The sequence below is a fragment of the Streptomyces sp. NPDC047043 genome (assembly GCF_040644055.1).
In the GTDB taxonomy this organism is placed as follows: Bacteria; Actinomycetota; Actinomycetes; order Streptomycetales; family Streptomycetaceae; genus Streptomyces.
In genome coordinates, this window is sequence record NZ_JBEYVO010000004.1 from 88,986 (window position 1) to 102,104 (window position 13,119).

Consider the following 13,119-nt stretch of genomic DNA (forward strand, 5'->3'; position numbering starts at 1 on the left):
ATTGAATCGTTTCAGACGATGGTGGTGACGTGACGGTATCCCGAACACCGGGCGCACGTACAGGGATTGGACAGGAGTCGGCCGCCCCTGCGCGTCAACTTCTCGGCCGGTCAAGGCACTTCCGGTCCGCCGAACGGTCCGGTCGCGCCGTTGTTCGGTCGCCACCGGGCAGTCCCGGACACTTCCTCCCGACGCGACGGCGGCGTGCGTACGGTCCGGACACCGAGGCGGGTCGCCAGCACCGGCCCGCGCACTCAACGGCACACAAAGGGAGGCGTTGTGGCGAGTGTGGAAGTGTCGCTCAAGGAGATGATGGCCGGGATCGAAGGAGCCCTGGGAGCTGCCGTCGTCGACTACACCAGCGGAATGGCGCTGGGCACGCTCGGCGGGAGCAAGGACCTGGATTTGACCGTCGCCGCGGCCGGCAACACAGATGTCATCCGGGCCAAGGTCCGCACCATGGAGCAGCTGGGTCTCAAGGGCAAGATCGAGGACATTCTGATCACACTGGACCGCCAGTACCACGTGATCCGCCTGGTGACCGGTCGTACGGGCAACGGGCTGTTCCTCTACCTCGTCCTCGACAAGGCCCGCTCGAACCTGGCGATGGCCCGTCACCAACTCAAGCGCGTGGAGGAGGCGATCGAGATCTAGCCCGCCCGAGGACACCGGTGGCTTCGTCTGCCCATCATGTGAAGACTTCTTCAAGTCACCACATCAGCATGGTCCCAATGTGCGTTCCTGCCGGGTCCGAGGCGTGAAGGATCGGCATCCGAAGGCGGTCTGCGGTGCGGCGGTGTCCCCGGACGCCGTCGCACCGCGGCGGCCGCAGTCCCATCCACCCGACCAGGAGCGAGCATCCATGCAGGCCCCCCTCTACCAAGTGAAGGCGGAGTTCTTCCGCATGCTCGGCCACCCCGTACGCATCAGGGTGCTGGAACTCCTCCAGCACGGGCCGGTGTCCGTACGGGACCTGCTGGCCGACATCGAGATCGAGCCGTCCAGCCTGTCGCAGCAGCTGGCCGTCCTCCGGCGCTCGGGCATCATCGTGTCGATACGGGAGGGCTCCACCGTCCGCTATGCGCTCGCCGGCGGAGACGTCGCCGAACTGCTGCGTGCCGCCCGCCGGATCCTCACCGAGCTCCTCACCGGCCAGAACCAGCTCCTCACCGAACTCCAGCAGGCCGACGCCCCGGCCACCCTGCACACCACCCGATGACTCGGGATCGGATCCGGGTCCTCACTCCGCGTCGGCGACGACCGACCCGACCCGCTCCGCCAGGCTCGGATCCCGGCGGACCAGCAGCGTCGCGTAGCCGACGGAGAGCAGGAGCGCGGCGAGGGCCGCGACGGGGAACCAGTTGTACGGCGCCGGCTGGCCGGGCTTGGCCAGGTAGTACAGCGGCACCAGGATCGCCAGCGCGCCGAGGGCGGGCAGCACCAGGTGGCGGACCGTGCGGAACTCCTGGGGCCGGTAGCGGCGGTAGTACAGCGGCAGGGCGATGTTGGACGCGAGGTAGACCAGCAGGATCAGGATGGAGCCCAGGCTGGAGGACTCGGTGAAGAAGACCACCGGGTTCATCGAGCGGCCCTCGGAGCCGAGCAGATGGCCCAGGCCCCAACCGCCGATGATCAGCAGGGAGATGGCGGCGAAGGTGACGATCGCGTTGTTGGGCGTACGGCGCCTGGGATGGACGTAGCCGAAGAAGGACGGGAGGAGTCCCTCGCGTCCGGCGTTGAACACCAGGCGGGCCTGGGAGTTGATGCCGGCGATCAGCACACCGAGGGTGGAGGTAAGGCCGCCGATGTAGGCGAGGAAGGCGAGCGCGCCGAGGGTGTCGTGGGCGACGTCGATGAACGGGATGCGGGCCTCGCCGAGTCTGGCGACGTCGTAGTCGAAGCCGGTGACGGTGGCGTAGGAGAAGAGGATGTAGCTCACGGTCATGATCGCGATGGAGGAGAGGACGGCGCGGCCGACGTTGCGCCGGGGGTTCTCCGTCTCCTCGGCGAGGGCCGCGGAGTTCTCCCAGCCGATGAAGAGGTAGACCGCGAGCGGGAAACCGGCGGCCAGGCCCCGCAGGCCGTGGTGGATGTGGTCGGGCAGGAAGGGGGCGGCGGAGAGGTTGCCGCGGTGTTCGACGAGCGCCGCGACCGAGACCACGACGAGGACGAGCATCTCGACGCCGAAGAAGTAGCCGGCCCACTTGGTGGAGACCACCACCCCGCGCAGCATCAGCACCACCGACAGGCCGGTCAGCAGCAGCGTCCAGATGATCCACGGCAGGTCGACGCCGGTGTAGTGGTGCAGGGTGATCTGCACGAACCCGCCGGAGATCGCGATCACTGAGGCCATCGCGATGATGTAGCCGAGTCCGGCCAGCAGGGCCGTGGTGACCGCGCTGACCGGGCCGAAGGTCTTGCCGACGAAGGTGATGAAGCTGCCCGCCGAGGGGTGTGCGCGGGAGAACTGGGCGAGCGTGTTGCCCAGCAGCGCGACCGCGATGCCCGCGGCGAGGATGGTCAGCGGGGACGCGACGCCCGCCGTGGTGGACAGGAAGGCGAAGCCGAAGAAGAAGCTCATGGCCGGGCCGACGTTGGCCATGGTGGCGGCCGCGATGTCCGCCATGCCGAGAACACCGCCACGCAGCCGCTGGGGCGTGCCGCCGACGGCACCCGGCGCCGGCGGCGGGCCGACGGCTTTGGGGTGGGGCATGGCGGCAGCTCCTTCTGTTGCGGGGCGGTGCAGGCGATGCGCGGGGATGTCAGCCGGGATGATGGGCGTGGTGGTGTGCCTTGACCGCCTGTACGGCCGGGTCGAGCGCGCCGCGGGCGAGTTCGGCGAGCAGGTCGGCGTGGTGGCGGTTCTGCGCCCGTACGACCGCGGGGTCCGGGGCGGGCTGCACCAGGCACAGCCGGCCGAGGAGGTCGGCGGTGAGTTCGCGGACGCCCGCGCCGCCGAGTGCCTCGGCGAGGTCGAGGTGGAAGCGGGTCTCCAGCATGAGCAGTCGTCCGGGGTCGTCGGTCAGGTCCATCTCCTCGACCAGCACCTTCAGCCCGTCGAGCCGGTCGGCCGGTACCTCACCCGCGCCGTGGGCCACGAGGCCGCACTCCAGGAGCAGGTGGAAGGCGCTCAGCGAGGCCGCCTCGTCGGCGTCGTGCAGCACCGGGACGACCGTGCCCCATCCCTGAGCGACGAAGGTGCCACCGGTCCGGCCGCGCCGCCGGTCGAGCAGGCCGTCCTGGCACATCGCCTCCAGCGCGCGGCGCACGGTGATCTCGCCGATGCCCAGCTCCTCGGCCAGGACGCCGGCGTCCGGCAGCCGGTCGCCCGGGGAGACGGAGGTCAGGCGCACCTGCAGGGCGATCCGTGAGCGGACGAGCTCCGCTCCCGTCTGGCCCCGGCCGGGCAGCACTCGGGCGTCGTGCACACCGGCGACCGACGCCGGAGCCGGCTGACCGTAGGGCCCGAACTTGCCCGCTGCATTCACCACGACGTCACCTTAACGGCCTGTTGAGCGGGGGTTACGGCGGGCGGGGGCACGGTGTCCTGTGCATGCACGGAAAATAGAGCAACATGAACAATTAAACAAGACTGTTCTTTTGGATCGTACTGAACTAATTTCCCCGGCACGGCGCCCGTCCCTTTCGTCCGCACCTCCTCCAGAGAGATGTCGAGATGACCACACGTCCCCCTGTTTCCGCTCCGGCCCCGGTGACCAGCACCGACGGCCCCTCAGCAGACTCCGGCCTGCAGGCCGGCCTGAAGAACCGCCACCTGTCGATGATCGCGATCGGCGGCGTCATCGGCGCCGGTCTGTTCGTCGGCTCCGGCTCCGGCATCGCCGCCGCGGGCCCCGGCATCCTCGTCTCCTACGCCCTGGTCGGCGTCCTCGTCGTCCTCGTCATGCGGATGCTCGGTGAGATGGCCGCGGCCAACCCCACCTCGGGTTCGTTCTCCGCGTACGCCGACCGCGCCCTGGGGCGCTGGGCCGGGTTCACCATCGGCTGGCTGTACTGGTTCTTCTGGGTCGTGGTGCTCGCGGTCGAGGCGACGGCCGGCGCCAAGATCCTGGCCGGGTGGATACCGGCGGTCCCGCAGTGGGGCTGGGCCCTGATCGTCATGGTCGTCCTGACCGCCTCCAACCTGGTGTCGGTCAGCTCCTACGGCGAGTTCGAGTTCTGGTTCGCGGGCATCAAGGTCGTCGCCATCGCCGCGTTCATCGTGGTGGGCGGTCTCGCGATCTTCGGCCTGCTGCCCGGCTCCGACCACCCGGCCTCCGGGTTCTCCAACCTGACCGCGCACGGCGGCTTCCTGCCGAACGGGCCGGGAGCGATCCTCACCGGCGTGCTGATGGTGGTCTTCTCCTTCATGGGCAGCGAGATCGTCACGCTCGCGGCCGGCGAGTCCGCGGACCCGCAGGGTGCGGTCACCAAGGCCACCAACAGCGTGATCTGGCGGATCGCGGTGTTCTACCTGGGCTCGATCCTGATCGTGGTGTCGCTGCTGCGCTGGGACGACCCGGCGATCCTGAAGGACGGCTCGTACGTCGCCGCGCTGAGCTCCATCGGCATCCCGCACGCCGCGCAGATCATGAACGCCATCGTGCTGACGTCCGTGCTGTCCTGTCTCAACTCCGGCCTGTACACCGCCTCCCGCATGGCGTTCTCGCTCGCCCGCCGCAGTGACGCCCCGGCCTCCTTCGGGCGCACCACCCAGCGCGGTGTGCCGCGGGCGGCCATCCTGGCCTCGGTGGTCTTCGGCTTCGTCGCGGTCGCCTTCAACTACCTGTGGCCGGACACGGTCTTCCAGTTCCTGCTCAACTCCTCCGGTGCGATCGCCCTGTTCGTGTGGCTGGTGATCTGCTTCTCGCAGCTGCGGATGCGCAAGATCATCGAGCGGGAGACGCCGGAGAAGCTCGTCGTCAGGATGTGGCTGTACCCGTACCTGACCTGGGCGACCATCGCCCTGATCACCTTCGTTCTGGGCTACATGCTCACCGACACGGCCGACGGCGGCGGCCGCGACCAGGTGGTCCTGTCCACCCTGGTGGCCGTGGCCGTGGTGGTCTTCGCGCTGGTCCGCGAGCGACTGGGCCGGAAGCAGGACGCGCTGGTCTCCTAGCAGAGCGGCAGGACCCCGAGTGGCGGCAGCACCGCCACTCGGGGCCCACGTCTTTCCTACGCCACGGCCTCCCCGGCGGCGGCGATCTCCGGCACCTCCGTCGCCGACTGCCCAGGCGCGCGACCCGGCTCGTCCGGACGGCCCCGCGACCTGCGCCCCGTTCTCCCTGAGCCGGGCGCTGCGCCGCCGGCGCACCACGCTCGCGGCAGGCGGCCGGGCGGCGATCTCCTCGACTTCCGCGCCGCATGGACCGCCGGTCCGACCGCGCTGGGTCAACGACCGCACGGCGTGCGAGTGTTGGACTCGACGACCTGCCGCCCATGGAGCGGTCGAGGCCCTCTACGCCACGGCCTCCCCCGTCGGCGCGATCTCCGGCACCTCCGCCGCCGGCGCACCACGCTCGCGGCAGGCGGCCGGGCGGCGATCTCCTCGACCTCCGCGCCGCATGAACCGCCGGTCCGACCGGGCTCGGTCAACAACCGTACGGCGTACGGGTGTTGGACTCGACGACCTGCCGCCCATGGAGCGGTCGAGGCCCTCTACGCCACGGCCTCCCCGGCCGACGCGATCTCCGGCACCTCCGCCGCCGACGCACCACGCTCGCGGCAGGCGGCCGGGCGGCGATCTCCTCGACTTCCGCGCCGCATGGACCGCCGGTCCGACCGCGCTCGGTCAACAACCGTACAGCGTACGGGTGTTGGACTCGACGACCTGCCGCCCATGGAGCGGTCGAGGCCCTCTACGCCACGGCCTCCCCGGCCGTCGCGATCTCCGGCACCTCCGCCGCCCGCTCCTCGAACTGCGTGCGGTACAGCTCCGCGTACCGGCCGTCGGCCGCCAGCAGTTCCTCGTGCCTGCCCCGCTCCACGATCAGGCCGCCCTCGATCACCAGGATCTGGTCCGCTGCCCGCACCGTGGACAGCCGGTGGGCGATCACTACCGCGGTCCGGCCCTCGAGTGCCTCCGTCAGCGCCTCCTGGACGGCGGCCTCGGAGGTGTTGTCGAGGTGGGCGGTGGCCTCGTCGAGAATGACGACGCGCTGTCGGGCCAGCAGCAGGCGGGCGATGGTCATGCGCTGGCGCTCGCCGCCGGAGAGCCGGTAGCCGCGCTCGCCGACCACCGTGTCCAGACCGTCGGGCAGGGACCGTACGAGATCGTCGAGCCGGGAGCGGCGCAGGGCGTCCCACAGTTCGGTCTCGGTCGCCTCGGGGCGGGCCAGCAGGAGGTTGGCGCGGACAGAGTCATGGAAGAGGTGGCCGTCCTGGGTGACCATGCCGAGCGTCGAGCGCAGCGACCCGGCGGTCAGATCACGGACGTCGACGCCGCCGACCCGGACGGCGCCCCCGTCGACGTCGTAGAGACGCGGCAGGAGCCCGGCGATCGTCGACTTGCCCGCGCCGGAGGAGCCGACGAGTGCCACGGTCTGGCCGGGTTCGGCGCGGAACGTGATGCCGTGCAGGACCTCCGCTCCGCCCCGGGTGTCGAGGGAGGCGACCTCCTCCAGGGAGGCGAGGGAGACCTTGTCGGCGGACGGGTAGGCGAAGCGGACGTCCTTGAACTCCACCGCGACCGGGCCGTCGGGGACCTGGCGGGCGTCCGGTTTCTCCTCGATCAGGGGCTTGAGGTCGAGGACCTCGAAGACCCGCTCGAAGCTGACCAGGGCGCTCATCACCTCGACGCGGGCGCCGGCCAGCGCCGTGAGCGGCGCGTACATACGGGTCAGGAGCAGGGCCAGGGACACGACGGCGCCCGGCTCCAGGGTGCCGCGCAGGGCGAACCAGCCGCCGAGGCCGTAGACCAGGGCGAGGGCCAGGGAGGAGACCAGGGTCAGCGCGGTGATGAACACCGACTGGGCCGTGGCCGTCCGGACCCCGATGTCCGCGACCCGGCGGGCGCGGTCCGCGAACTCCTCGGACTCCTCCTCCGGGCGCCCGAAGAGCTTGACCAGCGTGGCGCCCGGCGCCGAGAACCGCTCGGTCATCCGGGTGCCCATCGCCGCGTTCAGGGTCGCCGCCTCGCGCTGCATACGGGCCATGCGGCTGCCCATGCGCCGGGCGGGCACGACGAACACCGGGAGCAGGGCGAGCGCGATCAGGGTGATCTGCCAGGACAGGGTGAGCATGACGACGAGCGTGAGCACCAGCGTGACCAGGTTGCTGACCACTCCGGAGAGTGTGTTGCTGAAGGCACGCTGGGCGCCGATGACGTCGTTGTTGAGTCGGGAGACCAGTGCACCCGTACGTGTACGTGTGAAGAACGCGACCGGCATCCGCTGCACATGATCGAACACAGCCGTGCGCAGATCGAGGATGAGTCCCTCCCCGAGCGACGCCGAGAGCCTCCTGCCGAGGATGCCGAGCGCCGCCTCCGCGACCGCCAGAAACGCGATGAGCAGGGCAAGTCGTACGACCGTGCCCTCGTCGCGGCCCGCCACGATCGCGTTCACGACACGCCCGGCCAGCACGGGGGTCGCCACGGCGAGCAGCGCGGTCACCACACCGAGCAGCACGAACTGGGCGATACGGGCGCGATGCGGACGGGCGAACGCGCCGATACGGCGCAGCGTGGCACGCGCCACAGGGCGCCGTTCCTGCTGGGCTGTCATGACACTGTGCAGCTGTGTCCACGCTGTGGTTTCCATGCTCATGGGAGAGAACCTAGAACCTCGAGCGTTATTGAGGTCAACACTCCCGCCGCTCCGTCCCCTCCCCCGAAGGACCTCATGGCCCTGCCTCCCCACCCGCTTCCCGTCCGTAAGCCGCTCGCCGCAATCCCGCAACCCGCAGTTGGCGCGGCGCGGAAACCCTCTAGCGATGTGACTGCGGTACAACTCCCCCAAGGGCCGCTCCCCGAGGGACGCTTTCCCCGACGCGTCCCGGCCCGCCAGCTCCGCCAGATCCTGTGTCTGGTTCCGCTCCTGCTGGTCACCGTCGTCGCCGTGCAGCACCGCTCGGTCCTCGCCGAGGGCTTCGGTCATCTGCGCAGCGCCGAGTGGCCGTGGCTGCTTGCGGCGATCGGTGCCACCTGTCTGACCTGGGTGGCGGCCGCCTTCACCCGCCAGGGCGCGGTCGTCGAGCGGCTGCCCAAGCGGCGGCTGCTCGCCACCCAGTTCGCAGCAGGCGCGGCCAACCATCTGCTGCCCACCGGCCTCGGCGCCAGCGCCGTCAACCTCCGCTTCATGACGGTGTGCGGCGTTCCGCTCGCCCGCTCCTCGGCCGCGCTCGCGCTGTATCTGCTGGCGGAGTCCGTCGCCCGCCTGGGCCTGCTGACCGCACTGCTGCTCGCCTTCCCGGACGCGCTGAGCTTCGGCGAGCTGCTGCCCGAGCACGCGATGGGTCCGCTGCTGCTCGGCGTGGTCGCGGTGCTGGTCGTGGCGGCGGGCGTCCTCGCGTTCGTACGACGGCTGCGTACGGCCGTGGTGTCGTTCCTGCGCACCGCGCTGGGCGAACTGCGCTCGGTGCACACCCGTCCGTGCCGTGCGTTCGCCCTGTGGGGCGGTTCGTTCGCCTTCCCCCTGCTGCAGGCGGCCGGGCTGGTCCTGGTCGGGCAGGCGCTGGGGCTGCCGGTGTCGCCGGTGCACATGGCCGTGGCGTATCTGGCGGCGACGGTCGCGGTCGCGCTGGTGCCGACGCCGGGCGGGCTCGGCTCGGTGGAGGCGGCGCTGGTCGTGGCGCTGGTGGCGGCGGGCGGTCCGGCGGCCGTGGCGACGGCGGTGGTGCTCGCCTACCGGATCATCACGGTGTGGCTGCCGCTGGTGCCCGGAGCGGTGACGCTGGGCGCGCTGGTGCGACTGAAGGTGATCTGAGCCGGGGGCTCTTGGGGGCTTGCGGCTCACTCACCAGGGCACGGGTTCGCCGTCCCGGTAGAAGCCCCCGGTCGGCCCGTCGTCGGGCAGGGTCGCCGCCCAGACGATCCCGGCCGCGCCCTGGTCGACCGGCCGCCCGCCGGGGCCGCCCATGTCGGTGGCGACCCAGCCGGGGCAGATCGCGTTGACCAGGATGCGCTGCCCGCGCAGCTCGCCGGCCAGCAGGCGGGTGAGGGCGTTGAGCGCCGCCTTGGAGACGCTGTAGGCGGGGGTGCCGCCGCTCATCGAGTGCAGCGAGCCGCCCTCGCTGCTGACCATGACGACCCTCGGGTGCGGGCTGCGCCGCAGCAGCGGGAGCAGTGCCTGGGTGACCTGCCAGGCACCGAACAGGTTGGTGTCCAGGGCCCGTTGGACCTCGCCGAGGTCCGCCGACCGGGCCTGGGCCCAGGTGTCGTACAGGATCGCCGCGTTGTTGACGACCACGTCCACGCGCCCCAGGGTCCGGGTGGCCCACTCCGCCATGGCGGTCACGCTCGCCTCGTCGGAGACGTCGAGCTCCACTGCGGTCACGCTCTCTCCGCCCGGGTCGATGCGTGCTGCGGCGGCTTGGCCCTGGGCGAGGTCGCGGGCGCCGAGGACGACCCGGTGGTGGCGGTGGGCGAGCTGTCGTACCACCTCGTGTCCGATGCCGCGGTTGGCGCCGGTCACCACGGCGACCGGGAGGCCTGCGTCCGCGACTGCCATCAGGAAGACTCCCTCTGTACGGAATCTCAGACTCGCACAGGGAAAGAGGGCCCAGTATGCCGGTCCGGACCGAGCGCCAGGGACACGTCACCACCGTCGTCCTCTCCCGTCCCGAGGTCCGCAACGCGGTCGACGGGCCGACGGCCGCCGAACTCGCGGACGCCTTCCGGGAGTTCGAGGCGGACGAGGAGGCGCGGGTCGCGGTGCTGTGGGGCGAGGGCGGCACGTTCTGCGCGGGCGCCGACCTCAAGGCGCTCGGCGGCGAGCGCAGCAACCGGGTCGCGGAGGACGGGGACGGTCCGATGGGGCCGACCCGGATGCGGCTGTCCAAGCCGGTGATCGCCGCGGTCGCGGGTCACGCCGTGGCCGGCGGACTGGAGCTGGCGCTCTGGTGCGATCTGCGGGTCGCCGAGGAGGACGCCGTCTTCGGCGTGTTCTGCCGCCGCTGGGGTGTGCCGCTGATCGACGGCGGCACGGTGCGGCTGCCCCGTTTGATCGGGCAGAGTCGCGCCATGGACATGATCCTCACGGGCCGGCCGGTGGACGCGCGGGAGGCCTACGCGATGGGGCTGGCCAACCGCGTCGTCCCCGCCGGCACGGCACGTTTCGCGGCCGAGGCCCTGGCCGCCGAGATCGCCCGTTTCCCGCAGGCCTGTCTGCGGGGCGACCGGGCGTCGGTGCTGGAGCAGGACGGGTCGGACGAAGAGACGGCGATGCGCGGCGAACTCCGGCACGGGACGGAGGTGTTGGCGGAGAGCCTGGAGGGAGCTGCACGGTTCGCGGCCGGTGCCGGTCGGGGCGGGTCGTTCACGGACCTGTGACGGCTGCGCCTCCGGCCGGGTGGTGGATCACAGGTCACTGAGCCAGCCGGCCACCGCGGGAGGTTCCCGCCTCGTCGCGGAGGCGCCCATGCCGTCGATGTCCCGCTCGGCGGCATCCACCAGCTGCCTGCCGAGGTCCTGCAGCGCCCTGCCCGCCGCCAGCTCGTCGCCGATCTCCGGCACGTCCGTGTCCCCGGGACTGCAGTGCGCGACCCCGTGACCCGTGAGCGAGGCGGTTCCGGTGTCAAGCACCACCCGTGCCTTCGTGGTCCCCTCGTCCTCGAAGAGGCGGAGACGGATCTTCCATTCCGCAGTGTGAGGCATCGCTTCCTCCTCATCCCGCCGGCGGCTGCCGCTCGACACGGCACGCATCGCCTCCTCCATGTTCGGACGCCGGCGCGGCCCGGTCACGTGGCCGGACGTCCCTGTCGGCAGGCCCCGGGGGGTGGGTCGCCGACGGGGCCGCCGACGCTCATGATGGAGGGAGAGTCACCTGGCTCTCCGGGCTCACGTCCGCGGAGACGCGCAGTCATTCCGTGCGGCGAAGGGAGGTAGAGCCATGAAGGTCGGAGTGCTGACCGGCGGCGGCGACTGCCCCGGTCTGAACGCCGTGATCCGCAGCGTCGTCCGCAAGGGTGTCCAGGAGTACGGCTTTGAATTCGCCGGCCTGCGGGACGGCTGGCTCGGCGCGCTCCAGGGCAATGTCGTGCCGCTGGACATCGCACACGTGCGGGGGATCCTTCCGCGTGGCGGAACCATCCTCGGTTCCTCCCGCACCAACCCGTTCAAGCACGAGGACGGGGTGCAGCGCATCCGGGACACCCTTGCCGCACACCGGATGGACGCGCTCGTCGTGATCGGCGGCGAGGACACGCTCGGTGCGGCCACCGAGCTGAGCCGTCAGGGCATCAATCTGGTCGGCGTGCCCAAGACCATCGACAACGACGTACGCGGCACCGACTACACCTTCGGCTTCGACACCGCCGTCGGCATCGCGACCGAGGCCATCGACCGCCTCCACACCACCGCCGAGTCGCACATGCGCACCCTGGTCGTGGAGGTGATGGGCCGGCACTCCGGATGGATCGCGCTGCACGCCGGCGTCGCGGGCGGCGCCAACGTCATCCTCATCCCGGAGCGGCCGTTCGACATCGATCAGGTCTGTGCCTGGGTGACAAGCCGATTCAAGATTAACTACGCGCCGATCGTGGTCGTCGCCGAGGGCGCCGTCCCCAAAGAGGGACAGATGATCCTCAAGGACCGGACGCTGGACGAGTACGGCCACGTGCACCTGTCCGGCATCGGCGAGTGGCTGGCCCAGGAGATCGAACAACGCACCGGCACGGACGCCCGCACCACGGTCCTCGGCCACATCCAGCGCGGCGGCACCCCGAGCGCCTTCGACCGCTGGCTGGCCACCCGCTTCGGGCTGCACGCCGTCGACGCGGTCAAGGACGGGGACTTCGGCACGCTGGTGGCCCTGCGCGGCACCGACATCGTCCGCATCCCGCTCGACGAGAGCCGGGGCAGGACCAAGACGGTCGATCCGGCGCTGTACGGCGAGTTCGAGGTGTTCTTCGGCTGATCCGCTCCGCCGTCAGCCGGCGTGCGGTACGACCGCCACCGGGCAGCGGGTGTGGTGCAGTACGGCATGGGTCACCGGACCCAGCCGGCCCTCGGCCGCCCGGGCGTCGGTGCGGCGGCCCACGACCAGCAGGTCTCCACCTCGGGAGGCGTTCAGGAGCGCCTGCGCGGGATGGAGCAGGACGACATCGGCGCGGGTCGTCACCTCCGGGTACTTGTCCTGCCACGTGCGCAGGGCGTCGGCCATCTGCAGGACCTCCTGGTCTTCCCAGGTGGCACGGTCCTCCTCGGTCACGAACAGCGTCCGCGGCGACACGGCCTCGGCCGGCAGGGCCCAGGCCTGCACCGCCCGCACCGGCGCCCTGCGCGCCTCGGCGGCTGCGAACGCGAATTCCGCCACCTCGTCGACCGGACGGTGCGCGTCGAACCCCACCACGACCTGGGCAGCGCCTGCCTCCCTCGTTCCGCCATCGAAGGCTCCGACCGGCCGTTCGGGCACCAGGACGACAGGGCAAGCGGCTGCTGCCGCCGTCCCAAGGGCCACCGAGCCGACCGCGAGGCCGTCGAAGCCACCGGAGCCTCGCGCACCGATCACGAGGAGCTCGGCGCCGCGCGCGGCGCCGAGGAGTGCCACGGCCGGGGCGTCGGCCGTCTGCTCGCCCCGCACCCGCAGCTCCGGGTGGCGGGCGCCGAGGTCGGCGATCGCCCGTTGGAGCATGCGCTCACCCACGTCGTGCAGCGTCTGAACGGCCGGAGCCGGAACGGCATCGCCCGGCAGCGGCGGTAAGGCGTGCACGAGACGCAGCGGTACGCCCCGCAGCACCGCTTCCCGCGCAGCCCAGTCGGCTGCCTCCAGGCTGTGCCCGGATCCGTCGATGCCCGCCAGCACGGAGCGACTCATCGCGCCCTCCTTCGCCACCGCCACCTGCGCAGGCGCGGCCCCGCGCACCCTTGACGTCTCTTCCACTGTTCCACGCAAGGCCCCGGAGCTCCCGGCGAGCGACTTCACCGGAGATCGAGTCCAGCCGTCCTCTTCGACGGAG

At 71.3% G+C, this 13,119-nt stretch carries 12 protein-coding genes; 6 read left to right on the plus strand and 6 right to left on the minus strand.

Features of this window, described 5'->3' with window-relative positions; translation table 11 throughout:
- Positions 1 to 279: 279 nt before the first annotated feature.
- Together ABZ880_RS07520 and ABZ880_RS07525 are read left to right on the plus strand one after the other, a co-directional pair.
- On the plus strand, positions 280 to 654 hold the full coding sequence (locus ABZ880_RS07520; RefSeq protein ID WP_351465140.1) for a hypothetical protein: 375 nt from the start codon (positions 280 to 282) through the stop codon (positions 652 to 654).
- A 208-nt stretch (positions 655 to 862) separates the two neighbouring features.
- Positions 863 to 1,219, plus strand: a complete 357-nt coding sequence (locus ABZ880_RS07525; protein WP_361258413.1) for a metalloregulator ArsR/SmtB family transcription factor — start codon at positions 863 to 865, stop codon at positions 1,217 to 1,219.
- A 21-nt stretch (positions 1,220 to 1,240) separates the two neighbouring features.
- Here the strand turns inward: ABZ880_RS07525 and ABZ880_RS07530 are convergent, their stop codons facing one another.
- Entirely contained in the window at positions 1,241 to 2,713 is a 1,473-nt protein-coding gene (locus ABZ880_RS07530; protein ID WP_361258416.1) for an APC family permease, read from the minus strand.
- Positions 2,714 to 2,762: 49 nt separating this feature from the next.
- Positions 2,763 to 3,491 (minus strand): FCD domain-containing protein, encoded by a 729-nt coding sequence (locus ABZ880_RS07535; protein ID WP_361258419.1) that lies wholly within the window; start codon positions 3,489 to 3,491, stop codon positions 2,763 to 2,765.
- Between the two features lie 185 nt (positions 3,492 to 3,676).
- Here ABZ880_RS07535 and ABZ880_RS07540 point away from each other — a divergent pair, with 185 nt between their 5' ends.
- Positions 3,677 to 5,122, plus strand: coding sequence for an amino acid permease (locus tag ABZ880_RS07540; RefSeq protein WP_361258422.1), 1,446 nt, complete (start codon positions 3,677 to 3,679; stop codon positions 5,120 to 5,122).
- 739 nt (positions 5,123 to 5,861) lie between these two features.
- On the opposite strand, the gene ABZ880_RS07545 is transcribed toward ABZ880_RS07540, so the two are convergent.
- The gene (locus ABZ880_RS07545) at positions 5,862 to 7,763 is read right to left on the minus strand and encodes an ABC transporter ATP-binding protein (protein ID WP_361259217.1); all 1,902 of its coding nucleotides are present in this window, start codon (positions 7,761 to 7,763) and stop codon (positions 5,862 to 5,864) included.
- Between the two features lie 174 nt (positions 7,764 to 7,937).
- On the opposite strand from ABZ880_RS07545, the gene ABZ880_RS07550 reads away from it, so the two are divergent.
- Entirely contained in the window at positions 7,938 to 8,927 is a 990-nt protein-coding gene (locus tag ABZ880_RS07550; RefSeq protein ID WP_361258425.1) for a lysylphosphatidylglycerol synthase transmembrane domain-containing protein, read from the plus strand.
- A 30-nt stretch (positions 8,928 to 8,957) separates the two neighbouring features.
- Here the strand turns inward: ABZ880_RS07550 and ABZ880_RS07555 are convergent, their stop codons facing one another.
- Positions 8,958 to 9,671 carry an SDR family oxidoreductase gene (locus ABZ880_RS07555; RefSeq protein ID WP_361258427.1) on the minus strand — a complete coding sequence of 238 codons (714 nt, stop codon included), beginning with the start codon at positions 9,669 to 9,671 and terminating at the stop codon, positions 8,958 to 8,960.
- A gap of 56 nt (positions 9,672 to 9,727) precedes the next feature.
- Here ABZ880_RS07555 and ABZ880_RS07560 point away from each other — a divergent pair, with 56 nt between their 5' ends.
- Positions 9,728 to 10,492 (plus strand): crotonase/enoyl-CoA hydratase family protein, encoded by a 765-nt coding sequence (locus ABZ880_RS07560; RefSeq protein ID WP_361258429.1) that lies wholly within the window; start codon positions 9,728 to 9,730, stop codon positions 10,490 to 10,492.
- A 27-nt stretch (positions 10,493 to 10,519) separates the two neighbouring features.
- Here the strand turns inward: ABZ880_RS07560 and ABZ880_RS07565 are convergent, their stop codons facing one another.
- A complete protein-coding gene (locus tag ABZ880_RS07565) occupies positions 10,520 to 10,816 on the minus strand; it encodes a DUF1876 domain-containing protein (protein ID WP_361258432.1) in 297 nt (98 codons plus the stop codon).
- Positions 10,817 to 11,051: 235 nt separating this feature from the next.
- Between ABZ880_RS07565 and ABZ880_RS07570 the strand changes: the two genes are divergently transcribed.
- Positions 11,052 to 12,077, plus strand: coding sequence for a 6-phosphofructokinase (locus tag ABZ880_RS07570; protein ID WP_361258434.1), 1,026 nt, complete (start codon positions 11,052 to 11,054; stop codon positions 12,075 to 12,077).
- A 12-nt stretch (positions 12,078 to 12,089) separates the two neighbouring features.
- Here ABZ880_RS07570 and ABZ880_RS07575 read toward each other — a convergent pair whose 3' ends face one another.
- Positions 12,090 to 12,977: a universal stress protein gene (locus ABZ880_RS07575; protein WP_361258437.1), complete on the minus strand. Its 888-nt coding sequence runs from the start codon at positions 12,975 to 12,977 to the stop codon at positions 12,090 to 12,092.
- Positions 12,978 to 13,119: the final 142 nt, after the last annotated feature.